This window comes from Amycolatopsis sp. MEPSY49 (assembly GCF_051337345.1).
Taxonomy (GTDB): domain Bacteria; phylum Actinomycetota; class Actinomycetes; order Mycobacteriales; family Pseudonocardiaceae; genus Amycolatopsis.
The window spans coordinates 458,373-484,631 of sequence record NZ_JBDLYJ010000004.1; the positions used below are offsets into that span (position 1 = coordinate 458,373).

A 26,259-nucleotide genomic window follows, 5' to 3' on the forward strand; every position below is an offset into this window, starting at 1 on the left:
TCCGCACACGGACGAGGGAGGGCGGACTCATGACCGACACCTGGGGCATTCCCGGACCGGCGTTCGCGGGCCTGTACCTGGGCCTGCTGCTCCTGCCGGCGCTGTCCGCCGCGATCCGGCTGGCGCTCCTGCGGCGGGGCCGCGCGGGCGGAGCGCCGGAAGGACCCGAAGAGCTGGCGGTGCTGACCGGCGGGCGGCGGCGCTTCGGCGAGTACGTCGTGGCCAACCTGCTGGACGAGCAGGTCGTCCGGCTGGCGGGCAACGGCTGGCTGAGCCGGGTCAAGGGCACCACCGCCGGCACCGTGGGCCGCGAAGCGGTGAGCCGGATCGGCAAGCACGGCACGTCGGTCGAGCGGGTGTGCGACGCCGCCGCCGAGCACGAGACCGCACGCGAGCTCGAGGCCGCGCTGATCGGCCGCGGGCTGCTCGCCGACCCGCGGAAGGTGCGTTCGACTTGGGTCGCCACCGCGGTGGCGTATTGGCTCGTACTCGTCGTCGGCGTGGTTCGGCTGATCGCCGGGTCGAGCACCGGGCACCCGGTGGGGATCCTGCTGGGCCTGCTCGCCGTGGGCAGCGTCGTCGCGATCGCCGTCACCGTCAAGGCCCGCAACCGGCCGGCGGTGCAGGCCACCGCCGCGGGCACGGCGGCTGCCGAAGCGGCCCGCCGGGCCGGAACGCTCACGACCGGTCCGGCCGGCACCGTCGCGGCGCACGGGCTCAGCGGTCACCCCGACAAAGACATCCGGCGGGCCGCCACCCAGGCCGCCGCTCAGGCCGCGCGGCACTCGGCCGCGCGGGCGCACAGCCGCCGCACCCGCTTCGCCGGCGCCGGTGGCGGGGCCGCCGTCGGCTACTACGGCGGCAGCTCGTGCGGTGGCGGCAGCAGCTCCTGCGGTGGCGGTGGGGGCGGCGGCTGCGGAGGGGGTGGCGGCGGGGGCTGCGGCGGTTGAAACGCCGACGCGAGCAGCCGCGTCTCACAGCTACGGTAACCGCAACTCACTGAGGGGAGACGGGCGATGGACGACCCGTGGGGCATCTCCGGACCGGATTTCGTGGTCCTCTACATCGGACTGCTCGTCGCCGTGCTGCTCGTCCGGGTCATCGTGGCCGGGGTCGTCGCGAGCCGCGCGTTGCGGGGGAACACCGAGCGGCCCGGCCCGCCGCCGACCGTCTACCAGCTCGCCTTCCTCGCCGGCGGCCCCGACCGGGCCGTGGACGCGGCGATCGCGGCGCTGGTCGAGCGCGGCCAGCTGCGGGTCAACAGCTACAAGCAGGTCAGCCAGGCCGGGACGCGGCCGTCCGAACCGCTGGAGCGGGCGGTCTTCGACGCGGCGCAGCTGAAGACGACGGCGACGCTGCGGGCGTACGGCCGTCAGTCGGCGGCGATGCGGGCGCTGGAAGAGGGGCTCGACCAGCGCGGGCTGCTGGCGTCGGCGGCCGCGAAGCGCCAGTCCCGGACGTTCGGGCTCGTGCTGCAGCTGGCCGTGCTGGTGCTCGGCGTGGCACGGCTGGTCAACGGCATCTCGCTGGGCCGCCCGGTCGGCATCCTGGTGTTCCTGGTGCTGGTCGCGGCCGTGCTGACGATCGTGGCGGCGGTCCGGCGGTCCAAGACCGGGCCGCGGCAGCCCTCGGCGGCGGGGCACCACGTGCTCGGCCAGGCCCGGGCCGCGTCGAGCGGTCCGCTGCCGGCGGGGATGCTGGCGGGCGGCGTGCTGCTCGGCGGCGCCGCGGCGGCGGTCGCGCTCGGCGGCTGGGCGATGTACCCGGACGAGGAGCTCAGCGCGGCGCTGGCCCCGCCGGTGACGTCCTTCGGCGGCGGCGGTTCGTCCGGTGGGTCTTCGTGCAGCAGCGGGTCGTCGTGCTCGAGCTCGTCGTGCAGCAGCGGCTCGTCGTGCGGTTCCTCGTGCGGTGGGGGTGGGTGCGGTGGGTGAGCTCGGCATCGGGATCGGCTGGCGGCACGAGCTGGACCTGTCGATCGCCCGGCTGCCCGGTGTCGACTGGGTGGAGGTGGTCGCCGAGAACCTGCACGCCGACCACCTCCCCGAGACCCTCGTCGCGCTGCGCAAGCGGGGCATGCCGGTGCTGCCGCACGCGGTTTCGCTGTCGCTGGGCGGCGCCGAGCCGCTCGACACCGGGCGCGTCCAGCACCTCGCGGAGATCGCGCGGGCCGTGGACGCGCCGCTGGTCAGCGACCACGTGTGCTTCGTGCGCGCGGGCGGGCTCGACTCGGGCCACCTGATGCCGCTCCCCCGCACGCGCGAGGCGCTGGACGTGCTGGTGGCGAACGTCCGGCTCGCACAGTCCATTGTGGACGTGCCGTTCGCGCTGGAGAACATCGCGGCGGTGCTGGACTGGCCGGACAACGAGCTGACCGAAGAGCAGTTCCTCACCGAGCTGACCGAACGCACGGACTGCCGGCTGATCATCGACGTCGCGAACCTGTACGCGAACGCGCGCAACATCGGCACGGACCCGGTGCGGTTCCTGGACGGGATCCCGTGGGAGCGGCTGGCGTACGTGCACATGGCGGGCGGCATCGAGCGCGACGGCGTCTACCACGACACGCACGCCCACCCGGTGCTGCCGGAGGTGCTGGCGCTGCTGGCGGAACTGCGCCGCCGGACGGACCCGCCGGGAGTGCTGCTGGAGCGCGACGACGACTACCCGACGGACGAGGAGCTGGCCGCGGAATTGGCGGCGCTGCGCGCGGCGGTGACGGTGTGAGCCGGTCGGAGCTGGCGGCGCGGCAGGCGGAGCTGCTGCGGGCGTTGCTGGCTTCCGGCCCGGCCCCGGCGGGCTTCGACGCCGCGCGGTTGCGGGTGGAGGCGTCCGTGTTGCGCCGCAAGCACGGGCGGGTGCTGGCGTACCAGCGGCCGGAGGTGGCGGAGGCACTCGGGGACCGGTTCGGGCCGCTGTTCGCGGAGTTCACCGCGGGACGGCCGAAGCGGGACACCGAGCGCTCGGGGGCGTACGCGGACGAGTTCGTGACGTGGCTGATCGCGGAAGGGCACCTGCCGAAACCGCGGCGGGGCTTGGTGTCCCGACTCCGGCGCCGGTAACCCACAGACCGGCGCGGAGCTTGATATCCCGGCCTCGGCGCCGCTAATCCACAAGCCTGCCGCCTTGTGGACAACCGTGCCCGGCGCGGCGATTCCGTCGGGCACCACCGGTAAAATGGATGCGGGGGCACCCCCCGGGAAGGGCGGGCCGCGCTCGGCCGCCGCTGAGGGGCCAGGTTGGTTTGTCGCTGCCGTCTACGGGGTCCAGGTCGGTTTGTCGACACCCGGCAGCCGCGTCCCGAAGTCCCAGTGCGGTTCCGCCCCCGGCAACCCGCCCGCCATCCGGACCCGGGTCAGCCGGCCGTAACCGCTGTCCGCTTCTTCCAGGAGATCCGAGTAGTCCACCTCAACCGCGGCAGGATCCTTGCGGCCCAGCGAATCCAGCCACCGCGCCGTCCCGGCCAACGACAACCGGACCCGCCACGTCCCACCGTCCGTCACCTGCCGCCGCAACGCCGTCATGATCGCCGCCGCCGCGAGCCAGCCCGTCGCGTGGTCCAGCGCCTGGACCGGCAACGGCGAAGGCCCGTCCGCACCGAAAGCCATGCCGTTCGACATCTGGACCAGGCTGTCGAACCCGCGTCGGCGCGCCCACGGGCCTTCCCACCCGTACGCGCTCAGGTCCGCGATCACCAACCCCGGCCGCAGCTCAGCCAGCTCCGAAGCACCGAAGCCGATCCGCTCCAAGGCACCCGGACGGAACGACTGCAGCAGCACGTCCGCCCGGCTGATCAGCTTCTTCAACCGCGCCCGCCCGCCTTCGGTGTCGAGCGCGACGAACGCCGAACGCTTGCCCTGGTTCGTGTCGCGCACCAGCGCCTCGACCCGCGGGAGGTGCGCCGCGCCGACGTGCAGCACGTCGGCGCCGTGGGCCGCCAGTACCCGGCCGGCCACCGGACCCGCCAGCACGTGCGTCAGCTCCAGCACCCGGACCCCGCCCAGCGGCCGGTCCGAATAGAACAACGTCCGTTTGGGCGCGTCACCGACCGGCGAAGCCGAAACCAGCGGCAGCGAAGCCACGGCCGCCCCTTGGGGATGCACGGCCCAGTCCGATGGTGAGCGCAGCTCGGCGGCCGCTCCCCCGGCGGACACCACGGCGTGCTCGATCTCGCGCGCGCTCCGCCCGGCCACTGCCTTCGCGACCGCCTCCCGGCTGCCCGGCACGCCGAGGCCCCAGCACACCGCCGCTTCGTGCCGCGGGTAGTTGCAGTGCAGGCGGACCCAGCCGTCGGCCGCGCGGTAGTTGCCCGACAGCGGTGCCCACATCGACTCCGCGCCGGCGCCGTCCACCCGTAGCAGCTGCTCGCTGTGGAACGCCGCCGCCGCGTGGCGCGTGTCCGCCGTGACCACGCCCGGTTCGATCTCACGCGCCCGGAGCATTTCGCCGGCGGCCAGCGTCGCCGCGGCGATCGACGCCGTTGCGGCCGCCGCCACCCGGTACGGGCCGGGCAGGACGTCTTCGGTGCCGGTCAGCTCGAAGGGGCCCGGCTTCGACTCGGTGAGGGCGTGCCAGACGCCCTCCACTGCCTCGCGCACTACGGCAGAGCCGCGACGAGCTCGGCCGGCGGCACGCGCGTGCCCGTGTAGAACGGGACCTCTTCGCGGACGTGCAACCGCGCCTCGGTGCCACGCAGGTGGCGCATCAGGTCGACGATCCGGTGCAGCTCGTCGGCCTCGAAGGCGAGGATCCACTCGTAGTCGCCCAGCGCGAACGACGCGACGGTGTTCGCGCGGACGTCCGGGTAGTCGCGGGCTTCCTTGCCGTGGTCGGCCAGCATCTTGCGGCGGTCGGCGTCCGGCAGCAGGTACCACTCGTAGGACCGCACGAACGGGTACACGCAGATGTACTTGCGCGCCTCTTCACCCGCGAGGAACGCGGGGATGTGGCTCTTGTTGAACTCGGCCGGCCGGTGCAGCGCGGTCTGGCTCCAGACCGGCGTCGACGCGCGGCCGAGCGGGGTCCGCCGGAAGCCGGAGTAGGCGGCCTGGACCTGCTCGATCTCCTCGGCGTGCCACCAGATCATGTAGTCGGCGTCCGCGCGCAGGCCCGAAAGGTCGTAGACACCCCGGACGACGACGCCCTTGGCCTCCAGGCCGTCGAGGTACTCGGTCGTCTCGCGACCGGCCGCCCCGCGGTCCTCACCCAGCCGGCCGGGCTCGATCCGGAAGACCGACCAGGTGGTGTAGCGGATGGTGTCGTTGAGCTCGTTGTAGTTGACCCGCGCCATGCTTCCATCCTGTCACCGCCGCCCGCCGGACGCTGCCACGGGGCCGGGTGAGCGCACTCACGCGGAAAGCTGCGCCGCGATCCGGTGCGCCGCCGCCTCGGCCGTCGCGACGCAGGCCGGCAGCCCGACGCCGTGCAGGGTCGCCCCCGCCACCGCCAGCCCCGGGATCTCCGCGACGGCCTTCTCGATCCGCTCCACGCGCTCGAGGTGACCCGCGCCGTACTGCGGCAGGCCGCCGCCCCAGCGCGTCACCAGGGTCTCGATCGGCGCCGCCGTCACGCCCGTCAGCCGCGCGAGGTCGTCGCGGACCACGCGGACCAGCTCGACGTCGTCGGCCTGCAACGCGCCCAGCTCGCCGAACCGGCCCACCGAACCGCGGACCAGCACCGGCCCCGAGCCGAAGTGCGCCCACTTGCGCGAAGAGAAGGTGAACGCCTTCGCCGCGTACGGCACGCCCGATGCGTCCCGTTCGCCCTGGCCGATCAGGATCCCCGACGCGTCGGGCAGCGGTGTCCCCGGCGGCAGTGCCAGCGCCACCACCGCCATCGACGCCAGTTCGACCTCGCCGAACGCCGCCGACGCCGCGGGCACCAGGTCGGCCAGCAGCCGCCGGGCCGAGGGCGCCGGGACCGCGAGCAGCACCGCGTCCGCTTCGATCGTGTTGTCCGCGGGCGCGTGCGCGGTCGGGTTCGCGCCGATCCGCAGCCGCCAGCCCGGGCCGTGGCGTTCGATGTCGCAGACCGGCAGCCCGGTCCGCAGCTCGGCGCCGGACAGCTCGGTCAGCCGGTCGATCACCGTGCCGAGGCCGCCCGGGACCGTGCCGAACACCGGCGCCGTCCCCGGCGAAGCGGGCAGCTGCGCCTTGGCCGCCGCCGTCAGCGAACCGGCGCCCGCGGCCACCGCCGCGGCCAGGCCCGGCATGGTCGCGCGCAGGCCGAGGCCGTCCGCGCCGCCCGCGTAGACGCCGCCGAGCAGCGGGTCGACGAGCCGGTCGACCAGCTCGTCGCCGAACCGCTCGCGCAGCAGCGGCCCGAGCGGCAGGTCGCCGCTCGGCAGCCGCAGCTCGGGCAGCGACGGCTCGGCCTCGACGGCCCGCCGTCCGGCCTCCGACAGCACTCCGGCGACCGACTCGGCCGACGCCGGGACGCCCATGACGGTGCCCGGCGGCAGGCCGGTGACGCTGCCGCCGGCGTGGATCTTCGCGCGCGCCTTCGTCGGGTTCACGACGTCGAGCCCGAGCTCGCGGACCAGCGCGAGCATCTCGGGACGGCGGACGAGGAACGCCTCCGCGCCGACGTCGTAGGGGACGCCGGCCAGCTCGGCCGTGCGCAGCTTGCCGCCCGGCGTCTTCGTCTTCTCGAACACGACGATCTCGGCGCTCTCGCCGAGCAGGCGCCGCAGTCGGTACGCCGCGGTCAGCCCGGAAACGCCGCCGCCGACGACCGCGACGCGCTTCACAGCTCGTGCACCAGCCCGACCACGCGGGTCAGCACGTCCGGGTCGACGCCCGGCAGCACGCCGTGGCCCAGGTTGAAGATGTGGCCGTCGGCCGCCTTGCCCTCCTCGACGATCCGGCGGACCTCGGCTTCGAGCACCGGCCAGGACGCGTGCAGCAGCGCCGGGTCGAGGTTGCCCTGCACGACGGCGTGCCCGCCCAGCCGGCGGACGGCCTCGTCCAGGGGGATGCGCCAGTCGACGCCGACGACGTCCGCGCCCGCGTCGCGCATCGCGACCAGCAGCTCGCCGGTGCCGACCCCGAAGTGGATGCGCGGCACGCCGTGGGCGGCGACGCCTTCGAGGACCTTCGCCGAGTGCGGCAGGACGAACCGGCGGTAGTCGCGCTCGGACAGCGAGCCCGCCCACGAGTCGAACAGCTGGATCGCGTCGACGCCGGCGTCGAGCTGCGCGCGCAGGAAGGTCAGGGCGATGTCGGCCAGGCGGCCGGCCAGCTCGTGCCACACTTCCGGCTCGGAGTGCATCAGTGCCTTGGTGTGCTCGAGGTTGCGGCTCGGGCCGCCCTCGATCAGGTAACTGGCCAAGGTGAACGGCGCGCCGGCGAACCCGATCAGCGGTGTCTCACCGAGCCGCTCGACCAGCAGCTTGACGCCGTCCGCGACCTGCGAGACCTGCTCGGCGGCCAGTTCCGGCAGCGCCTTGACCGCGCCGAGGTCGCGCACCGGCTCGGCCACCACCGGCCCGGTGCCGGGGACGATGTCGAGGTCGACGCCCGCGGCCTTGAGCGGCACGACGATGTCGCTGTAGAGGATCGCCGCGTCGACGCCGTGGCGCCGGACCGGCTGCAGCGTGATCTCGGCGAGCATCTCGGGGTCGAAACAGGAGTCGAGCATCGGCACGCCCTCGCGCAGCGCGCGGTACTCGGGCAGCGAGCGGCCCGCCTGGCGCATGAACCAGACGGGCGTGCGGGCCGGGCGTTCGCCGCGCGCGGCGGCCAGGAACGGGGCTTCGGGCAGCTCGCGGCGGCCGGACGGGGCGGCCTGCTGCGGCAGGGGCGTGGTCGGAGACATCGCCGTCAATCGTGCCACGAGCCGGCGACGGTGCTTCCATCGGCGCGCCTGCGCCCGCAACAGGGCGTGCCCGCCCTAAAGTCGGTGCGTGACCGCGATGACGCCAGTGCCCGAACTCTTCCGCGAAGCAGTCGCGGCGCTGCAGTCCGTCCGGCCCCGCCGCGAGGTGCTGCTGGAGCCGATGCGCCCGCCGCAGCGGCTCGCGCCGTGGTCGTACGCGGTCAGCTGCGAGGTCTCGGGACCCGCGGACGTGCTGGCCTCGGGCCGGCTGGTCCTGCTGCACGACCCCGACGGCCAGGACGGCTGGGACGGCGTCCTGCGGCTCGTCATGTACGTGCGCGCGGAGCTGGACCGCGAGCTGGCGACCGACCCGTTCCTGCCGGCGGTCGGCTGGTCGTGGCTGACCGACGCGCTGGAGGTGTCGGGCGCGAACTGGAAGGCGCTGGGCGGCACGGTGACGGAGACGTCTTCGGCCCGCTTCGGCGACATCTCCGGTCCGGCGCGGACCGACGACCTGGAGCTGCGGGCGTCCTGGACCCCGGCCGACGCCGGCCTGCTGCCGCACGGGCAGGCGTTCTGCCAGGTGATGGCCAGCGTCGTGGGCCTGCCGCCGGTCGGCGTGACGCTCTTCGGGCAGCGCCAAAGCTCCTGACCCGCCGCACCGGATGACATGAACGAGTCGTTCCTGTCGCCCGGCGCGCTGAAAGAGTCGTTCATGACGTCTCCGGCGGCCGACCTGCCCGGCGTTCGGGCGATCGCCGGCAACGAATCGGCAACGGCGGCCACCGCCGTCCGGTCCGTCAGGAGCCCCTTGTACGGATGTGAGCAAATCTCACGTCCGCTGAACGCCGTTCACCCCGAACGGCCGCCTGAAGCACCCCCGGACGGGCGAAACCACTCAGACCGGCACCCGAGCCCTCCGCGCTCCCCCGAACGTCCCTGAGGCCGATTCACGTCTCCCCGTTAGTGACCGCACGCCGTCACGCACCGCAACAAGATCAACTTGCGGTCCCGGCGCCGGAGATCGCCCACCAGCGCCACGGACAGTCACCGGAACGTCCGGCCGGGAGGGCCGCCGGAGCCGGGTCGTGGTGTTGATCATGCCCCGGCCGGAGCCACTTTCCGACCCCTGGAGACCCCCATCCGGACCCCCGTCACTAGGCGCACCGGCAGCTGCACACCTCATCTGCACGGCCATTTGGGCGCCGGTAACTTCTTTGCATCGTGTTCGCTGGGCTATCCGTTAACAACCGGCCGTGTACTAGCCCGATCGTGTTACTACGAACCCACTGAGTGACTGTTCGTTTGAGATAGATACCCATTCGATCCCCCCGCAACGGCCTCAGGGCGGCTACAGTGCCTTCGACGACACCACTTTCGGTCTAAAGCTGGCGCGGCTGAACGGCCGAAGGTCCCGGTGCCGGTCGGGGGGCACGACCGACTCCAGGGAGGTAGTGACGTGGCTACCGTCGGCATTTCTCAGGCCGTCCGATCCACGCCAGCCGGCGCGTTGCCGGCGAGCATGGTTCCGCACCCGCGGGAAGAGCTCTTTTCGGTACTGGTGGTCGACGACCACCCGCTGTTGAGGGAGGCAATCGCAGCAAGACTCGCACAGATGGGTGCGGGAACCGTCCACGAAGCCGCCACGGTGGCCGAGGCGAGGGCGCGAGCACAGGCCACCGGGCCTTGTGACCTGGCGATCCTCGATCTCGGACTGCCGGACGGCAGCGGCATCGAGCTGGTTACGGAACTCCGTAGCCACGGCTGGCCGCGCGTGGTCGTACTCGCATCCTCGGACGACCCGTACGCGGTCCGCTCGGCCTTCCAGGCCGGGGCCCAGGCGTACCTGCTGAAGTCCGCGTCGCCGGTCGTCGTGACCGACGGCGTGCGGCGCGTGCTCGAAGGCGGCGTCTACGCCGACCCGAGCGTGGCTCCGGTGCTCGCCACCGGGACCCGCGTCGCGGGCACCGACAACACCCCGCGCGAGCTGTCCGCTCGTGAGGTGGAGGTGCTCCAGCTGGTCGCCGACGGGCAGTCCAACAAGGAGATCGGCGAAGAGCTTTCGCTCTCCGCTCTCACCGTCAAGTCCCACCTGTCCCGGATCGGGCGCAAGCTCGGCACGGGCGACCGGGCCCAGATGGTGGCGCTGGCCATGCGGGCCGGCGTGATCCGCTGACGCAAGCGAACAGCCCTGCGGGGCGGGCAGACCAGGCGCGGTATGCCCGTCCCGTAGGGTCGTCGGTTATGGGAAGTGCAGAGGCCGAGGACACCGGGATGGAGATCGAGTCCACGGGCGGCCCTGTGCTGCTGCGCGAACCCGCCGAGGGCACGCCCCCGGTGATCACCGATCCGGACGCGCTCGCCGAAGCGTGCGCCAGGCTCGCCGCGGGCACCGGCGCGGTCGCCGTCGACACCGAACGCGCGTCCGGCTACCGGTACTGGCCCAAGGCCTACCTCGTGCAGCTGCGCCGCGAGGGTTCCGGCACGGTGCTGATCGACCCGATCGCCCTGGCCGACGACCTCCAGCCGCTGCGCGACGTCCTCAACGACCTGGAGTGGGTGCTGCACGCCGCCTCCCAGGACCTCCCCTGCCTTGCCGAGCTGGACCTGCGCCCGGCGGCGCTGTTCGACACCGAGCTGGCCGGTCGGCTGGCGGGCTACGAACGCGTGGCGCTGGGGACCCTCGTCGAGCTGCTGCTCGGCTACACCCTCGAAAAGGGGCACAGCGCGGCGGACTGGTCGAAGCGGCCGCTGCCCGTCGACTGGCTCAACTACGCGGCCCTCGACGTCGAGCTGCTCGTCCAGCTGCGCGAAAAGCTGGAGGCGGAGCTGGGCGCCCAGGGCAAGCTCGAGTGGGCGCAGCAGGAGTTCGAGAACGTCCGGCTGGCCCCGCCGCCCGCGCCGCGGGCCGAGCCGTGGCGCCGGACGTCCGGCGTGCACAAGATCCGCAGCCCGCGCGGGCTGGCGGCGGTCCGCGAGCTGTGGCAGGCGCGCGACGAGCTGGCCCGCAAGCGCGACCGCGCCCCGAGCCGCATCCTCCCCGACAGCGCGATCATCAACGCGGTGACGGCCGACCCGAAGACGGTCGAGGAGCTGCAGGCGCTCCCGGTGTTCAGCGGCCGGGTCCAGCGCAAGTACACGGCGAGCTGGCTGCGGCACCTGCAGGCGGCCCGCGCGCTGCCGGCGAGTGAGCTGCCGTCGCCGTCGCAGCCGACGGACGGCCCGCCCCCGGTGAACCGCTGGGCGGACAAGGACCCGGACGCGGCGGCCCGGCTGTCGGCGGCCCGGGCGGGCCTGGCGGCGATCGCGGAGGACCGCCGGCTGCCGGTGGAGAACCTGCTGCTGCCGGACCTCGTGCGGCGCACGTGCTGGCGCCCGCCCGCGGAGACCGACGAGGAGTCGGTGGCTTCGGTGCTCCGCGCGGGCGGGGCCCGGCCGTGGCAGATCGAGCTGACGGTGACGGCGCTGAGCAAGGCGCTGCAGACGACGGCGTCCTGAACGGACAATCCCCGGACAGTTCCGGCAGCCCGCTCGAAGCGATCAACGCTCCCCTGCGCGCGGCCATCCGGCCGTTGCGCGTCGGCGCCCAGTCGATCCGGCTGGGCATGCGCACGAGGCGCGAGCTGTCGCGGACCATCAGCAACCTGCCGGCCGTCCCGGGCGGGCGGTGCAGCTGAACGGGCGGCCCGCACCGCGTTAGTCGGCGAGCGTCGCCAGCAGGGTGTGGGCCTCGGCGCGCAGTTCGTCCGTCGGCTCGGCCGGCCCCACCAGCCGGACCACTCCGTCGGCCCCTTCCCGCACGTGGGCCTCGACGTCCAGGTCCGGGTCGTCGCGGCGGATCACCGCGATGCTCTCCACCAGCCCGAACACCAGGTCCGTCCGGATCCCCACCGCCTCCGCCGCGACCCCGGCCGCCGCCACCAGCCGGCCGTACGCCGCCTTCAGCTCCGCCCGCTCCGCGCGGAAGCGGGCCAGGTTGGGCGAGGCGACCTCCGGCAGCAGGTACAGCGCGCCCAGGTTGTGGCGGGCTCCGCCGAGCAGGCCGATGTCCGCGTACGCCAGCGCCCACAGCCGGACCGCCGCCGGGGCCGGGCCCGCGACGAGGCGGGCGGCCAGGTCCAGCGACGGACGGACCGTCTCCGCCAGCAGCGCCGCGAGGATGTCCTCCTTGGCCGGGAAGTGGTAGTAGAGCGACGCCTGGCGCAGGCCCGCGCGTTCGGCGATCGCGCGCGTCGTCGTCGCCGCGTAGCCGGCTCCCGTGAACAGCTCGCCCGCGGCGTCGAGCACTGCCTGCCGCGCGTCCGGCCGGTTCGCCGCCGCGCCGCTCGCCCTGGGCCTGCCGACCCCCGCCCCTTTGACCACGGCGGTGATCTTGCCAGGTCCGGCGCCCGCGCACCCGCACCGAGGTGCGGTTACACCCACATGTCGCCGTTGACGTCCCGTCGACCGGGGCGTTAACGAGCCCCTAACGCGCCGGAGATCGGGAAGTCCTGACGCGGCCCTAATTTCTGTCGTGCGATCGAAAAAAGGAGAGCGCATGCCCGACGAACTCGCCGCCTTCGGTTACCGCCAGGAGCTCCGCCGGTCGCTGGGCGGGTTCTCCGCCTTCGCCGCCGGGTTCTCCTTCGTCTCCATCCTCACCACCGTCTTCCAGCTCTTCGGCTTCGGCTACTCCTTCGGCGGCCCGCTCTTCTTCTGGACGTGGCCGGTCGTCCTCGCCGGCCAGCTGCTCGTGGCCCTGAACTTCGCCGAGCTCGCCGCGCGCTACCCGCTCGCCGGATCCGTGTACCAGTGGGCGAAACAGCTCACCCGCGGGTTCCTCGGCTGGCTCGCCGGCTGGATGATGCTGCTCGGCTGCGTCGTCGCGCTCGCGGCCGCCGCGATCGCGCTGCAGATCGTGCTGCCGTCGGTGTGGGACGGCTTCCAGCTCCTCGGCGGCGACCCGTCGGTGACGTCGCCGTCCGGCGCGGCCAACGCCGTGCTGCTCGGCGCCCTGCTGCTCGTCTTCACCACGCTCGTCAACGCCGGCGGCGTCCGGCTGATGGCCCGGATCAACGACGTCGGCGTCGCGGCCGAACTGCTCGGCGTCGTCGTGCTCGTCACCGGGCTCGGGCTGTTCGCCGTCCGCGGCCCGCAGGTCGTGCTGCACGACGCCCCGGGCGCGAGCGCCGGGATCGGCGGCGTGCTCGCTTCGGCGCTCATGGCGGCGTACGTGCTCTACGGCTTCGACACCGCCGCGTCGGTCGCGGAGGAAACGAAGAACGCGCGGAAGACGGCGCCGCGCGCGGTGCTGCGGGCCGTGCTCGTGTCCGGGATCGGCGGGCTGGCCGTCGTGGTCACCGCGCTGATGGCCGCGCCGAGCCTGACCGACGGGCAGCTCGCCGGCCACGGCCTGCCGTACGTGATCACCGCCGTCTTCGGCGACACCCTCGGCCGCGTCTTCCTGGCCGACGTCGCGATCGCCGTCGTCGTCTGCACCCTCACCATCCAGACCGGCACCGTGCGGCTGATCTACGCGATGGCCCGCGACGGCGCGCTCCCCGCGTCCGCCCGACTTTCGTCGGTCAATCCGCGCACCGGGACACCGGTCGCGCCGGCCCTGCTCTCCGGCGGGCTCGCGATCGGGCTGCTGCTGCTCAACTTCGGCAACCCGACGCTGTTCAGCACGATCACCGGGACGTCCGTCGTGGTCGTCTACCTGGCGTATCTGCTGGTCACCGGCCCCCTGCTGGTCCAGCGGCTGCGCGGGAGATTCCCCGCGGAGCCCGGCCGGTTCTCGCTGGGCCGGTGGGGCGTTCCGCTGAACGGGGCAGCGGTCCTCTACGGCATCGCGATGATCGTCAACATCGCGTGGCCGCGCGCGGAGATCTACGACGTGACCGGTTCGGGCGCCCCCTGGATGCTCCTGTTCCCGATAGAGTTCGTCGGCGGCGCACTGGTGATCGGCTGGCTCTGCTGGCAGCGGCTGCGCCCCGCTCCCGCCCTCGAACCCGCGATCTGAGAGAGGACGTCCATGAGCACCACCGCCACCACCTACGGCGCCCGCGACCACGCCAGGGCCCAGGCCGGCACCGTGGTCGAAACGATGCCGTCGATCCCGGCGAGCACCTTCCCCGCTCCCCCGCCCGGGGTGGCACCCGAGGCGCTGACCTGGGCGGAGACCGTGGCCGGGGGCGGCTACACGCACAAGGTGCTGGCCCGCGGCACGCGGCTGCGGCTCACCGACGTCGAGGGCGACGCGTGCGCGCACCTGCTGCTGTTCAACGCCGACCAGCCGTGGGAGCGGCTGAACGTCGCGGACACGGTGAAGGTGCAGTGGAACGCCTACCTCGGCGAGAAGGTGGCGCTGCTGTCGGACCAGGCGCGGGTGCTCGCGACGATCGTCGCGGACTCGAGCGGGCACCACGACGCCCTCTGCGGGACGTCCACTGTGGACGGCAACACCGAGCACTACGGCGACGGCGCCCCGCAGGGCCCCTCCCCCGCCGGACTGCCGCTGTTCACCTTGGCCGCGGCCAAAAACGGCCTCGGGCCGCGCGACCTGCCGCCGAGCCTGGCGTTCTTCCAGGGCGTGCGGGTCCAGCCGGACGGCGGCCTGGAGTTCACCGGCTCCGCGGGCGCCGGGCAGTCGGTCGAGCTGCGGATCGAGGTCCCGTCGATCGTGCTGCTCGCCAACGTGCCGCACCCGGTCGACCCGCGTCCGGACTACACCGTGACGAACCTCCAGGTCCTCGCGTGGCGCGACCAGCCGTCCACTCCGGACAGTCCGGAGTGGACGCACTCGCCGGAGGCGCAGCGAGCGTTCGAGAACACCGCCGACTACCTGACCGCACGGGGGATCGCATGAGCACGGCGTACGAATCCCGGCTGGAGCTGACGTTCGACGTCGCCGCGCGCGCCCCGTTCTCGACCGTGCTGAAGCGCGGCAGCGAGCTGGCGATCGTCGACCTGGGCGGCAACCAGGCCGTCGACTTCCTCTGCTACGACGCCGACGACACGGCCAAGCGCTACAGCGCGGCGGCGACGATCGCCGCGCAGCGCAACATCTTCCTGACCACGGGCAGCGTCCTGCGCACCCAGGAAGGCGCGCCGCTGCTGACCGTCGTCGCCGACACCTGCGGCCGCCACGACACGCTCGGCGGCGCGTGCAGCAAGGAGTCCAACAGCCTCCGCTACGGCCAGCACACCCGCCACCAGCACGCCTGCGTCGAGAACTTCCTCATCGAGGGCGCCAAGTGGGGCCTGGGCAAGCGCGACCTGGTGAGCAACGTCAACTGGTACATGAACGTGCCGGTCGAAGAGGACGGCACGCTCGGCATCGTCGACGGGATCTCCGCGCCGGGCCTGGAAGTCCGGCTGCGCGCCGAGACCGACGTCCTCGTGCTCGTGTCGAACTGCCCGCAGATCAACAACCCCTGCAACGGGTTCGACCCGACGCCGGTCCGCATGTTCGTGACGTCCCCCGGGGGTAGCGAGTGAGGCTGCTCGTCGCCAACCGCGGCGAGATCGCGGTCCGGATCCTGCGCACTGCCAAGGAACTGGGTCTCGAGACCGTCGCGGTGTACTCCGACGCCGACGGCCTCGCCCCGCACGTGCGGCTCGCCGACCGGGCCGTGCGGCTCGGCCCGGCACCCGCCGCCGAAAGCTACCTGCGGGCCGACGCCATCGTCCGGGCGGCCCTCGACACCAGCTGCGACGCCGTCCATCCCGGCTACGGCTTCCTGTCCGAGGACGCGGCGTTCGCCCGGGCCTGCGAAGACGCCGGGCTCGCGTTCGCCGGCCCGGCGCCGGCGCACTTGGAGGTGTTCGGCAGCAAGCACACCGCGCGCGAGGCGGCGATCGCGGCCGGCGTGCCGCTGCTGGCCGGCACCGGCCTGCTGTCCGATGTGGACGAGGCACTGGCGCGGGCGGACGACATCGGCTACCCGGTGATGCTCAAGGCGACCGGGGGCGGCGGCGGGATCGGCATGCGTGCCTGCGCGACCCCCGGGGAGCTGCGCGAGGCGTGGGACGGCGTCCGCAGCGTCGCGGCCAAGAGCTTCGCGAACACCGGCGTGTTCCTCGAACGGCTGGTGCGCCGCGCCCGGCACGTCGAGGTCCAGGTGTTCGGCGACGGCTTCGGCGAGGTGCTGGCGCTGGGCACGCGCGACTGCTCGCTGCAGCGGCGCAACCAGAAGGTCGTCGAGGAGTGCCCGGCGCCGGACCTGCCCGCCGCCGTCCGCAAGCAGCTCGTCGACTCTGCCGTCGCGCTGTGCTCGTCGGTGCGGTACCGCTCGGCGGGCACGGTCGAATACGTCTACGACCCCGAGCGCGAAGAGGCGGCGTTCCTCGAAGTCAACACCCGGCTGCAGGTCGAGCACCCGGTCACCGAGGCGGTGTACGGTGTCGACCTCGTCGCCTGGATGCTGCGCCTGGCCCAGGGCGACCGCGCGATGTTCCGCGCGGTGCCGGTCGCGCGCGGGCACGCCGTGGAGGCCCGGGTGTACGCCGAGGACCCGAGTGCCGGGCACCGGCCGAGCGCGGGTCTCGTCACGCGGGTCACGCTGCCCGCGGACGTCCGCGTGGACACCTGGGTCGAACCCGGCACCACCGTCACGACGCACTACGACCCGTTGCTGGCCAAGGTGATCTGCACCGGCACCGACCGCGGCGACGCCCTCGCGCGCCTGCGGGAAGCGCTCGCCACGACCCGCGTCGACGGCGTCCGCACCAACCTCGGGCAGCTGCGCGCGGCGGCCGCCGACGCGGCGTTCGGTGCGGCGGCGCACGAAACGTCCACTTTGGACGGAATCGAGGACGCCGAACCGCGGATCGACGTCGTGCGCGGCGGGACGATGACCACCGTGCAGGACTGGCCGGGCCGCACCGGGTTCTGGCACGTCGGCGTGCCGCCGAGCGGCCCGATGGACGACCGCTCGCTGCGGCTGGGCAACCTCGCCCTCGGCAACCCCGAGGGCGCGCCCGGCCTGGAGTGCACTGTGGACGGTGTGACGCTGCGGTTCTCGCACGCCACCGAGGTGTGCGTCACCGGCGCGCCCACCACCGTGCTGCTCGACGGCTCGGAAGTTCCGTTGTGGACGCCGATCGAGGTGCCCGCGGGAAGCACGCTCGACGTCCGGGCGTGCACGGCCGGGCTGCGCAGCTACGTGCTCGTCCGCGGCGGCGTCGACGTGCCGGAGTTCCTCGGCAGCGCCGCGACGTTCACCCTGGGCAAGTTCGGCGGGCACGGCGGCCGCGCGCTGGCCGTCGGCGACGTCCTGCGGACCGGGCCCGAGCCCGCGGACCCGGCTGTCGGGCCGGTGGCCGACCGTCCGGCCTTCGCGTCGCACTGGACGATCGGGGCGCTCGAAGGCCCCCACGCGGCACCGGAGTTCTTCACCCCCGAGGACGTCGACACGTTCTACGCCACCGACTGGCAGGTGCACTTCAACTCCGCCCGCACCGGCGTCCGGCTCGTCGGGCCGCGGCCGAACTGGGCGCGGGCCGACGGCGGCGAGGCGGGCCTGCACCCGTCGAACATCCACGACACGCCGTACGCGACCGGCGCCGTCGACTACACCGGCGACCTGCCGATCCTGCTCGGCCCGGACGGGCCCAGCCTGGGCGGGTTCGTCTGCCCGGCGACGGTCGCCACCGGCGAGCGGTGGAAGCTCGGGCAGCTGCGGCCGGGCGACACCGTGCGGTTCGTGCCGATCGACACCGACCACGCGGCCGTGCTGCGGCGGCGGCCGGCGACGACGGTGACGTCCACTAGGGACACTCGCCACGACGGCGGTGTCCTGGGCCGGCAGACGTCCACCGGCGACGAGCCGTCGGTCACCTACCGCCGCAGCGGGGACGACAACCTGCTCGTCGAGTACGGCGAGATGAAACTCGACCTGGCGCTGCGGATGCGGGTGCACGCGCTCGCGGAACGGCTGGCGGCCGAAGGCGTGCCGGGGATCGTCGACCTGACGCCGGGCATCCGGTCGCTGCAGGTGCACGTCGACCCGGACGCGCTGCCGGTCGGCAAGGCGCTGGGGCTGGTGCGGGAGCTGGAGCGGGACCTGCCGCCGACGCACGCCCTCGAGGTGCCGAGCCGCAGCGTCCGGCTGCCGCTGTCGTGGGACGACCCGGCGACGCGCGAGGCGATCGAGCGGTACATGACCGGTGTGCGCGACGACGCGCCGTGGTGCCCGTGGAACATCGAGTTCATCCGGCGCGTCAACGGACTATCCACTGTGGACGATGTGTACCGCACGGTGTTCGACGCGGAGTACCTGGTGCTCGGCCTCGGCGACGTCTACCTCGGCGCGCCGGTCGCGACACCGCTGGACCCGCGGCACCGGCTCGTCACGACGAAGTACAACCCGGCGCGGACGTGGACCGCGGAGAACTCCGTCGGCATCGGCGGCGCCTACCTCTGCATCTACGGCATGGAAGGCCCCGGCGGCTACCAGTTCGTCGGCCGGACCGTGCAGGTGTGGAACAGCTGGCACGGCGGGGACCAGCCGTGGAACCTGCGGTTCTTCGACCGGATCTCCTGGTACCCGGTGTCGGCCGAAGAGCTCCTCGACCTGCGGGCGCAGAGCTCGTCCGGGCAGCTGGCGCTGGACACCACCGACGGCACCTTCAAACTGGCCGAGTACCAGAAGTTCCTGGCGGACAACGCCGACAGCATCGCCGGCTTCCGGGCGACGCAGTCGGCGGCGTTCGAGGCGGAACGGCGGGCCTGGGCCGCGGCGGGCGAGTTCGACCCGAAGCCGGAACCGGTGACGCGGCCGCCGAAGCGGGTCGAAGCCCCGCAGGGCGGGCACGTCGTCGAGGCGCCGTTCGCGGCGACGGTGTGGCGGGTGGACGTCACGGCGGGCGAGCGCGTCGAGGACGCGCAGTCGCTGGTGACGCTGGAAGCGATGAAGACGGAGGCGCGGATCCCCGCGCCGGCCGGCGGTGAGGTGGTCGAAGTGCTCGTGTCCCCCGGCGACCAGGTCGCGCCCGGCACGCCGTTGGTGGTGCTGGGATGACCGCCGACGCACGCTTTCCCGCGGAGGCGGCATCGAACACCGCGGTGGAACGCGTCCGGGCCGCGTACCGGCGGATCGAGCAGGTGGACCGGCCGGAGATCTGGATCGACCTCCGGCCGGAAGCGGAGGTGCTCGCCGAAGCCGCCGCGCTGGAAGAGCGCGGGCTCCCGCTCTACGGGAAGCTCGCCGCGGTCAAGGGCAACATCGACGTCGCCGGGCTGCCGACGACCGCGGGATGCCCGGCGTACGCGTACAAGCCGGAGGCCGACGCGCCGGTCGTCGCGCGGCTGCGGGCGGCCGGGGCGCTGGTGCTCGGCACGACCAACCTCGACCAGTTCGCGACCGGCCTGGTCGGGACGCGCAGTCCCTACGGCGCGGTGCGCAACGCCGTCGACCCCGCGTACGTCTCCGGCGGCTCCAGCTCGGGTTCGGCGGTGGCAGTCGCGCTGGGCATCGCCGACCTGGCGCTGGGCACGGACACCGCGGGCTCCGGGCGGGTGCCGGCGGCGTTCAACGGGATCGTCGGGCTCAAGCCCACACCCGGGCTGCTGCCGACGGACGGGGTCGTCCCGGCGTGCGCGAGCATCGACTGCGTGTCGCTGTTCGCGCGGACGGTCGAGGAGGCGTCGTTCGCACTGACCTGCCTGGCCGAGCCCGCGCGGGTCCACACGGGACGGTTCCGGCTCGGCGTGCCGGCCGGGCTGGGCCCCTTGGCGGCGGGGTGGGCGGAGGCGTTCGAGGCGGCCGTCGAGGACTACGCCGCGGCAGGCGCCGACGTGACCACTGTGGACACCAGGTCGTTCCTGGAGGCGGCGGAACTGTTGTACGGCGGCGCGTTCGTGGCCGAGCGGTACACGGCGGTCGGCGAGTTCATCGACGCCCATCCGGATTCCGTCGACCCGGTCGTGCGGTCGATCATCGGGCCGGCCCGCGACATCCCCGCGCACCGGCTGTTCGCCGACCAGGCGAAACTGGCCGGGCTGCGGGCGGAAGCGCTGGCGACGCTGGCCGGCGTCGACGCGCTGCTGTTCCCGACGACGACCGAGCACCCGACGCTCGCGGAGGTCGCCGCGGACCCGGTCGCGGTCAACGCGCGCCTGGGCCGGTTCACCAATTCGACCAACCTGTTCGGGCTGTCGGCGCTGGCGGTCCCGGCGGGCACGGTGGCCGGCCGCCCGTTCGGCGTGATGCTGGTCGGCGCCCCGCACGACGACCTGAAGCTGGCGGCACTGGCGAGCCTGCGCGGCGAGCGGGTGCCGATCGTGGTGGTCGGCGCGCACCTGCGGGGGCAGCCGCTGAACCACGAGCTGACTTCGCGGGGCGGGCGGTTCGTGTCCACGGTTTCGACAGCGGCTTCGTACCGGCTGTTCGCGTTGGACACGGTCCCACCGAAGCCGGGGCTGGTGCGGGTCGCGTCCGGCGGAGTCGCGATCGCGGCGGAGGTGTGGGACCTGCCGGCGCGCGGGTTCGGCGAGTTCGTCTCCCGGATTCCCGCCCCGCTGGCGATCGGCAAGGTGGAGCTGGCCGACGGCTCCCGGGTGTCCGGGTTCTTGTGCGAACCGGCGGCGACCGAGGGCGCGGAAGACATCTCGGCGAAGGGCGGCTGGCTGGCGCACCTCGGATAATCGCGTGCGCGCCGGGTGCCGCGCGTCGCACACTGGGCCCGTGAACACCTTGCCTTGCGGCCATCCGGGCCGCATCGGCACCTTGCGCCTCTGCCCGCACCTGGCTGTCTGCGAAAGCTGCGCCGATCGGGCGGATCAGCAGAGCTTCCCCGCGGGCCGGCACGGCGAGCCGGAAGTCGTCCTGCGGGACCGGGAACTCGGCGGCACCTGGTCGGCGCGCCCCTGCCCGGTGCGGCCGCTGAACGACGGCTGCCTGGCCCCGATGCCCGGCCACTGGCTCGCGCTCACCGCGGCGGGCTTCGTCCGGATCACCGACGACGACCAGTGGCTCGTCGGGCCGGTCGAGCTGCCCGCAGAGACCTATGAAGACATCCGCGACATCCCGGACCGCCCCCGCCGCGGCCTGCACACCTCGCGCGACGGGCGGTTCGCGGCGGTCGTCTCCGACTACGGGCAGTTCGCCACGGTCGTCGATCTCGACGAGTGGCTCACCGTGCTCGCCCTCGACCGGGACTGGAACGACAACGAGCTCACCCGGTTCCCGCTGGCCTTCCTCGGCGAAGGCGAAACGGCCAAGGTCGTCGCCGCGACGGACTGGAACCGCCTGGACGTGTTCGCCCTGCCCGGCGGGGAGCTGCTGACCGATCGCGAAACCGCGCCGCGGGAACGCGGGCAACCGGCACCCGAGCACTACCTGGGCTACTTCCAGGGCGCGCTCCACCCGAGCCCTGCCGAGCGGTGGCTCGTCACCGACGGCTGGGCCTGGCACCCCGTCGGCATCCCGCTGGCCGTCGACCTCGCCGCCTGGCTGGGCGGCGACCGGCACGCCGCCGAACACGGACGGCACCTCGCCGACCGCGGCGACACCTGGGACACCCCGATCGCCTGGCTGGACGAAAACACCGTGGCACTGCAGGGCATCGGCACCGACGACCCGCTCCTCGACGGTGTCGACCTGCGCGACCCCGCGACCGGGCGCCGCACCGGGATGTTCGCCGGGCCGAAAGGCCGGATGTGGGGCCATGGCGGCCTGCTGTACGTCGCCGCCGAAGCCGGGCTCGAGGTCTGGGACCCGGCCGACGGCGCCCGGATCGGGCTCCTCGAAGGCTTCGCGCCGACCGCCCACCGCGATGGCACCTTCGCCGAACTCCGTAACGATCAGCTGAGGATCTGGGCACCCGTCGGATAACAACGCTCCTCCCGGGGCACGAAACCGCCGATGACCTCGGTGAGACCCCGGAGGCGGCGATGACCACGGCAACCCGATCCCCGCAGACCACGCTCGTCCACTCGTACCTGTTCCTCCGCCGCGCGATCGGCCTGATCGGGCTGGCGCTGCCGGTCGTCCTGATCTTCGGCAAGCAGCTGGTCCAGGGCGGCGACCTCATCGGGTCCCTCAGCGGCTACTACTACACCGACCTGCGCAACGTCTTCGTCGGCGCCATGTGCGCCGTCGGGGTGTTCCTGCTCGCCTACTACGGCCACGACTTCGTCGACAACGTCGCCAGCAGCGTGGCCGGGCTCGGCGCGATCGGGCTCGCGCTGTTCCCGACGACGCCGGACCACGACGTGACGGCGTGGGACCGCACCTCGGGCGTGCTGCACCTGACGTTCGCCGCGGTGTTCTTCCTGATGCTGGCCTACTTCTGCCTGCACCTGTTCCCCCACGACGGCGAACAGCCCCCGGGCTTCGGAGTCGTCTACCGCGTCTGCGGCGTGGTGATCCTGGCCGCGCTGGTGCTGATCGCCCTGACGAGCTGGCTGCGGCTGGTGCCGGAGTGGCACCCGGCGCTGTGGCTGGAGAGCGTCGCCGTCTGGGCGTTCGGCGTGGCGTGGCTGCTCAAAGGCCAGACGTTGACGCCCAAGAGTGTGCCGTAGCCCACTCGACCGGGCCACTCCCCTGGTTACCGACGGGTAACAAGGGCTATCGTGCGGTCAAAGACCTCTACTTCATGGAGCATCTGTGGCCGCACCAGCAACGCCGCTCGCGCCGAACGCGCGGGGCGTGCGAAACGTCGCCTTCGTCGAGGGGGTACGGACCCCCTTCGGCAAGGCCGGCGACAAGGGCATCTACGCCGGGACCCGCGCCGACGACCTCGTCGTCAACGCCATCCGTGAGCTGCTGCGGCGGCACCCCGAACTGCCGCCCGAGCGCGTCGACGAGGTGGCCATCGCGGCCACCACGCAGATCGGCGACCAGGGCCTGACCATCGGCCGCACCGCCGCGCTGCTGGCCGGCCTGCCGAAGTCCGTCCCCGGTTTCGCCATCGACCGCATGTGCGCCGGCGCGATGACCGCCGTCACCAGCGTCGCGTCCGGCATCGGCTTCGGCGCCTACGACATCGCCATCGCCGGCGGCGTCGAGCACATGGGCCGCCACCCGATGGGGGAAGGCGTCGACCCGAACCCGCGGATCATCGCCGACAAGCTCGTCGACCCGACGGCGCTCGTCATGGGCCAGACCGCCGAGAACCTGCACGACCGGTTCCCCGCGATCACCAAGCAGCGCACCGACGCCTACGCCGCGCGCAGCCAGGAGCGCTACGCCGAGGCCGTCAAGACCGGCAAGATCGGCCCCGAGCTGGTCCCGGTCGCCACCCGTTCGAAGGAGCTGGGCTGGGGCCTCGCCACCGAGGACGAGCCGCCCCGCCCGGGCACGACGGTCGAGCAGCTCGCCGGGCTGAAGACGCCGTTCCGCCCGCACGGCCGGATCACCGCGGGCAACGCGGCCGGCCTCAACGACGGCGCCACCGCCTCGATCCTCGCCGACGAAGAAACCGCCCGCGAGCTGGGCCTGCCCGTCGCCATGCGGCTGGTCGGCTACTCCTTCGCCGGCGTCGAGCCGGAGGTCATGGGCATCGGCCCGGTGCCGGCCACCGAGAAGCTGTTCAAGCGCACCGGCCTGTCCATCGACGACATCGGCCTGTTCGAGATCAACGAGGCCTTCGCCGTGCAGGTGCTGGCCTTCCTCGACCACTTCGGCATCGACGACGAAGACCCGCGCGTCAACCAGTGGGGCGGCGCGATCGCGTGCGGCCACCCGCTGGCCTCGTCCGGCGTCCGGCTCATGACGCAGCTGGCCCGCCAGTTCGCCGAGCGGCCCGACGTTCGGTACGGCATGACGACGATGTGCATCGGCATCGGCATGGGCGGCACCGTGATCTGGGAGAACCCGGCCTTCGAGGGGGCGAAGTAATGACTTTCACCGCTGAAGAAGCGAAGGCCGCCTTCCCGGACGAGGTCGTCACCAACGCCGTGACGCGGCTGGTGAAGGTGCCCGGGCTCGAGAAGCCCGTCGCGCTGATCACGCTCGACAACGGCCACGACCACACCCGGCCGAACACCTTCGGCCCGCAGGGGCTCGTGTCCCTCAACGCCGCGCTGGACAAGGCGTTCGAGGCCGAGCCGGCCGCGATCGCCGTCACCGGCAAGCCGTTCATCTTCGCCGTCGGCGCGGACCTCTCGGGCGTCGAGTCCGTGAGCGACCCGAAGCTGGCGCGCGAGATCGCCCAGACCGGGCACGACGTGTTCCGCCGCCTCACCGAGTCCTCGATCCCGACCTTCGGATTCGTCAACGGCGCGGTCATGGGCGGCGGCCTCGAGCTGGCGCTGTCCTGCCACTACCGGACGCTGTCGGAGAACACCGCCGCCATCGCGTTCCCCGAGGTATTCCTCGGCCTGTTCCCGGGCTGGGGCGGCACGCAGCTGCTGCCGAACCTCATCGGCGCGGACGCCGCCGTCACGGTGATCATCGAGAACGCCCTGGCGCAGAACAAGATGCTCAACGTCAAGCAGGCGGCCGAACTCGGTATCGTCGACGCCGTCTTCGGCTCGGCCGACTACCTCGAGCAGTCGCTGCTGTGGCTGGCTCGCGTGGTCAACGGCGAGATCACCCCGGTTCGCCGCGAGATCGACCGCGGTTCCGGCTGGGACGCCGCCATCGCCCGCGCCAAGTCCCTTGTGGACGGTCGCACGCACGGCGCGTCGCCGGGTGCGGCCAAGGCCGTCGAGCTGCTGGAGCTGGCGCGCGAGAACGACCTCGACCGCGGTTATGCCGCCGAGACCGACGGCCTCGCCGAGCTGCTCATGTCCGACGTCCTGCGCGCCGGGCTGTACTCGTTCAACCTGGTCAACAAGCGCGCCAAGCGCCCGGCCGGCGCGCCGGACAAGTCGTTGGCCCGCAAGGTGAACAAGGTCGGCATCGTCGGCGCCGGTCTGATGGCCAGCCAGCTCGCGCTGCTGTTCGTGCGCCGCCTCAAGGTGCCGGTCGTGCTGACCGACGTCGATCAGGAGCGCGTCGACAAGGGCGTCGGCTACGTCCACGCCGAGATCGACAAGCTCCTGAGCAAGAAGCGCGTCTCCCCCGACGGCGCCAACCGGCTCAAGGCACTGGTCTCCGGCTCGCTCGACAAGGCCGCGTTCTCCGACGCCGACTTCGTCATCGAAGCCGTCTTCGAGGAGCTGGGCGTCAAGCAGCAGGTGTTCGCCGAGCTGGAACAGCACGTCTCCCCCGAGGCGATCCTCGCGACGAACACCTCGTCGCTGTCGATCACCGCGATGGCGTCGAAGCTGCAGCACCCCGAGCGCGTGGTCGGCTTCCACTTCTTCAACCCGGTGGCCGTGCTGCCGCTGCTGGAGATCGTCCGCGGCGAGCGGACCGACGACGCTTCGCTGGCGACGGCGTTCTCGGTCGGCAAGCAGCTGAAGAAGTCCAGCGTGCTGGTGAAGGACGCTTCGGCGTTCGTCGTCAACCGGCTCCTGCTGCGCTTCCTCGGCGAGGTGCTGGTGACCGTCGACGAGGGCACGCCGTTCGAGGTCGCCGACAAGGCCCTGGAACCGCTGGGCCTGCCGATGACGCCGCTGACGCTGATGCAGCTCGTCGGCCCGGCCATCGCGCTGCACGTCGGCGAGACGCTGCACGAGGCCTTCCCGGACCGGTTCACCGTGTCCGAGAACCTCGCGAAGTTCGTCAAGGCGGGCAAGAAGGGCGTCTGGGTCTGGGACGACCAGGGCAACCAGTCGGCCGACCCCGAGGTCGTTTCGCTGTGGACGCAGGGAGATTCTCCGTCCACTTCGGAGCAGGTGCGCGACCGCGCGCTCTCGGCCATCGCCGAGGAGATCCGGATCATGCTCGACGAGGGCGTGGTCGCCGAGGCGCAGGACATCGACCTGTGCCTGATCCTCGGCGCGGGCTGGCCGTTCTGGAACGGCGGCATCACGCCGTACCTGGACCGCTCCGGCGTCTCCGAGCGGGTGAACGGCAAGCCGTTCCTCGCCCCGGGTGTCGCCTCGGTTCCGGCGCGCTAGTACTCGCCCTCACGTGGGCACTTCGGCGGCGGCGCAGTGAGTTTCAGCTGCGCCGCCGTCGCGTCGGAGTCGATGACCGTCACCCGCTCCGCCTTCCGGAAGCGGGCGTGCAGCTCCTGTGCCCAGTTCTTCAGATCGGTGCCGGGGATGGCGAGCAGCGAGACCGACGGCGAGTCCACGAACACCCGCCGCGTCTTCGGATCGTCGCGGAGGGACGGCATCGCCGCCCGTAGCTCGGCGTCGGCGGGGAAGACCACGACGACGGCCGCGCACAGCGTGTGGCCGGACAGGGGCGCGGGGTTCGTGTCCACCGGCAGCTCGGGCGGCCGGACCAGCGCGGCGACGTAGAGGGCCAGTCCCACCCCCGCGGCCAAGGCGAGCGCGACGGCCGGGGCGACCACGCGGACCAGCGGCTTCTCCTCCACGCCCAAGATCACAGCACACGTTGACCGCCGGGACACCGCCCGTTCACCCCGGCGGCTCAACGTCCGCGCGTGACCACCGACAGACGC

Annotated in this window: 22 protein-coding genes; 16 read left to right on the forward strand and 6 right to left on the reverse strand. The window is 73.0% G+C overall.

Annotated features, from left to right (window positions below; all coding sequences use genetic code 11):
• The first annotated feature begins 29 nt into the window (after nucleotides 1–29).
• The 4 genes from ABFJ78_RS21655 to ABFJ78_RS21670 all read left to right on the forward strand — a co-directional run bounded on the left by ABFJ78_RS21655 (nucleotide 30) and on the right by ABFJ78_RS21670 (nucleotide 3,059).
• Nucleotides 30–950 carry a TIGR04222 domain-containing membrane protein gene (locus tag ABFJ78_RS21655; protein ID WP_436388161.1) on the forward strand — a complete coding sequence of 307 codons (921 nt, stop codon included), beginning with the start codon at nucleotides 30–32 and terminating at the stop codon, nucleotides 948–950.
• 66 nt (nucleotides 951–1,016) lie between these two features.
• On the forward strand, nucleotides 1,017–1,931 hold the full coding sequence (locus ABFJ78_RS21660) for a TIGR04222 domain-containing membrane protein (RefSeq protein WP_436388162.1): 915 nt from the start codon (nucleotides 1,017–1,019) through the stop codon (nucleotides 1,929–1,931).
• Entirely contained in the window at nucleotides 1,924–2,724 is an 801-nt protein-coding gene (locus tag ABFJ78_RS21665; RefSeq protein ID WP_436388163.1) for a DUF692 domain-containing protein, read from the forward strand. Before ABFJ78_RS21660 ends, ABFJ78_RS21665 begins: the two co-directional genes overlap by 8 nt.
• Nucleotides 2,721–3,059, forward strand: a complete 339-nt coding sequence (locus tag ABFJ78_RS21670) for a hypothetical protein (protein ID WP_436388164.1) — start codon at nucleotides 2,721–2,723, stop codon at nucleotides 3,057–3,059. Before ABFJ78_RS21665 ends, ABFJ78_RS21670 begins: the two co-directional genes overlap by 4 nt.
• Before the next feature lie 195 nt (nucleotides 3,060–3,254).
• Here ABFJ78_RS21670 and ABFJ78_RS21675 read toward each other — a convergent pair whose 3' ends face one another.
• From ABFJ78_RS21675 to hemE, 4 genes are read right to left on the reverse strand one after another with little or no spacing between them, the layout of a single operon-like run.
• Nucleotides 3,255–4,595 (reverse strand): CoA transferase, encoded by a 1,341-nt coding sequence (locus ABFJ78_RS21675; protein WP_436388165.1) that lies wholly within the window; start codon nucleotides 4,593–4,595, stop codon nucleotides 3,255–3,257.
• Entirely contained in the window at nucleotides 4,595–5,287 is a 693-nt protein-coding gene (hemQ, locus tag ABFJ78_RS21680; protein WP_372668104.1) for a hydrogen peroxide-dependent heme synthase, read from the reverse strand. The genes ABFJ78_RS21675 and hemQ overlap by 1 nt, the downstream gene beginning before the upstream one ends.
• Before the next feature lie 57 nt (nucleotides 5,288–5,344).
• Nucleotides 5,345–6,745 carry a protoporphyrinogen oxidase gene (gene hemG / locus ABFJ78_RS21685; protein WP_436388166.1) on the reverse strand — a complete coding sequence of 467 codons (1,401 nt, stop codon included), beginning with the start codon at nucleotides 6,743–6,745 and terminating at the stop codon, nucleotides 5,345–5,347.
• On the reverse strand, nucleotides 6,742–7,812 hold the full coding sequence (gene hemE, locus ABFJ78_RS21690) for a uroporphyrinogen decarboxylase (RefSeq protein ID WP_436388167.1): 1,071 nt from the start codon (nucleotides 7,810–7,812) through the stop codon (nucleotides 6,742–6,744). The genes hemG and hemE overlap by 4 nt, the downstream gene beginning before the upstream one ends.
• Before the next feature lie 88 nt (nucleotides 7,813–7,900).
• On the opposite strand from hemE, the gene ABFJ78_RS21695 reads away from it, so the two are divergent.
• The 3 genes from ABFJ78_RS21695 (at nucleotide 7,901) to ABFJ78_RS21705 (ending at nucleotide 11,310) form a co-directional block, all read left to right on the forward strand.
• Nucleotides 7,901–8,464: a DUF3000 domain-containing protein gene (locus ABFJ78_RS21695; RefSeq protein ID WP_436388168.1), complete on the forward strand. Its 564-nt coding sequence runs from the start codon at nucleotides 7,901–7,903 to the stop codon at nucleotides 8,462–8,464.
• Nucleotides 8,465–9,271: 807 nt separating this feature from the next.
• Nucleotides 9,272–9,988 (forward strand): response regulator, encoded by a 717-nt coding sequence (locus tag ABFJ78_RS21700; RefSeq protein WP_033261886.1) that lies wholly within the window; start codon nucleotides 9,272–9,274, stop codon nucleotides 9,986–9,988.
• A gap of 98 nt (nucleotides 9,989–10,086) precedes the next feature.
• Nucleotides 10,087–11,310: an HRDC domain-containing protein gene (locus ABFJ78_RS21705; protein ID WP_436388424.1), complete on the forward strand. Its 1,224-nt coding sequence runs from the start codon at nucleotides 10,087–10,089 to the stop codon at nucleotides 11,308–11,310.
• Nucleotides 11,311–11,508: 198 nt separating this feature from the next.
• Here ABFJ78_RS21705 and ABFJ78_RS21710 read toward each other — a convergent pair whose 3' ends face one another.
• Entirely contained in the window at nucleotides 11,509–12,174 is a 666-nt protein-coding gene (locus ABFJ78_RS21710) for a TetR/AcrR family transcriptional regulator (protein WP_436388169.1), read from the reverse strand.
• 175 nt (nucleotides 12,175–12,349) lie between these two features.
• Here ABFJ78_RS21710 and ABFJ78_RS21715 point away from each other — a divergent pair, with 175 nt between their 5' ends.
• The 9 genes from ABFJ78_RS21715 (at nucleotide 12,350) to ABFJ78_RS21755 (ending at nucleotide 25,747) form a co-directional block, all read left to right on the forward strand.
• Nucleotides 12,350–13,813, forward strand: coding sequence for an amino acid permease (locus ABFJ78_RS21715; protein ID WP_436388170.1), 1,464 nt, complete (start codon nucleotides 12,350–12,352; stop codon nucleotides 13,811–13,813).
• 12 nt (nucleotides 13,814–13,825) lie between these two features.
• Nucleotides 13,826–14,659, forward strand: a complete 834-nt coding sequence (locus ABFJ78_RS21720; RefSeq protein ID WP_436388171.1) for an urea amidolyase associated protein UAAP1 — start codon at nucleotides 13,826–13,828, stop codon at nucleotides 14,657–14,659.
• Nucleotides 14,656–15,291: an urea amidolyase associated protein UAAP2 gene (locus tag ABFJ78_RS21725; protein ID WP_436388172.1), complete on the forward strand. Its 636-nt coding sequence runs from the start codon at nucleotides 14,656–14,658 to the stop codon at nucleotides 15,289–15,291. Before ABFJ78_RS21720 ends, ABFJ78_RS21725 begins: the two co-directional genes overlap by 4 nt.
• On the forward strand, nucleotides 15,288–18,815 hold the full coding sequence (uca, locus tag ABFJ78_RS21730) for an urea carboxylase (protein WP_436388173.1): 3,528 nt from the start codon (nucleotides 15,288–15,290) through the stop codon (nucleotides 18,813–18,815). Before ABFJ78_RS21725 ends, uca begins: the two co-directional genes overlap by 4 nt.
• Entirely contained in the window at nucleotides 18,812–20,440 is a 1,629-nt protein-coding gene (locus ABFJ78_RS21735) for an allophanate hydrolase (RefSeq protein ID WP_436388174.1), read from the forward strand. Before uca ends, ABFJ78_RS21735 begins: the two co-directional genes overlap by 4 nt.
• A gap of 40 nt (nucleotides 20,441–20,480) precedes the next feature.
• Nucleotides 20,481–21,629, forward strand: coding sequence for a hypothetical protein (locus tag ABFJ78_RS21740; RefSeq protein WP_436388175.1), 1,149 nt, complete (start codon nucleotides 20,481–20,483; stop codon nucleotides 21,627–21,629).
• Nucleotides 21,630–21,688: 59 nt separating this feature from the next.
• Nucleotides 21,689–22,318: a DUF998 domain-containing protein gene (locus ABFJ78_RS21745; RefSeq protein ID WP_436388176.1), complete on the forward strand. Its 630-nt coding sequence runs from the start codon at nucleotides 21,689–21,691 to the stop codon at nucleotides 22,316–22,318.
• 127 nt (nucleotides 22,319–22,445) lie between these two features.
• Nucleotides 22,446–23,636, forward strand: a complete 1,191-nt coding sequence (locus tag ABFJ78_RS21750; RefSeq protein WP_436388425.1) for a thiolase family protein — start codon at nucleotides 22,446–22,448, stop codon at nucleotides 23,634–23,636.
• Nucleotides 23,636–25,747: a 3-hydroxyacyl-CoA dehydrogenase NAD-binding domain-containing protein gene (locus ABFJ78_RS21755; RefSeq protein WP_436388177.1), complete on the forward strand. Its 2,112-nt coding sequence runs from the start codon at nucleotides 23,636–23,638 to the stop codon at nucleotides 25,745–25,747. The genes ABFJ78_RS21750 and ABFJ78_RS21755 overlap by 1 nt, the downstream gene beginning before the upstream one ends.
• Here the strand turns inward: ABFJ78_RS21755 and ABFJ78_RS21760 are convergent.
• Complete coding sequence (locus tag ABFJ78_RS21760; protein ID WP_436388178.1) at nucleotides 25,744–26,172, reverse strand: hypothetical protein; 429 nt, start codon at nucleotides 26,170–26,172, stop codon at nucleotides 25,744–25,746. The two genes, ABFJ78_RS21755 and ABFJ78_RS21760, sit on opposite strands and share 4 nt — an antisense overlap.
• Between the last annotated feature and the right edge of the window lie 87 nt (nucleotides 26,173–26,259).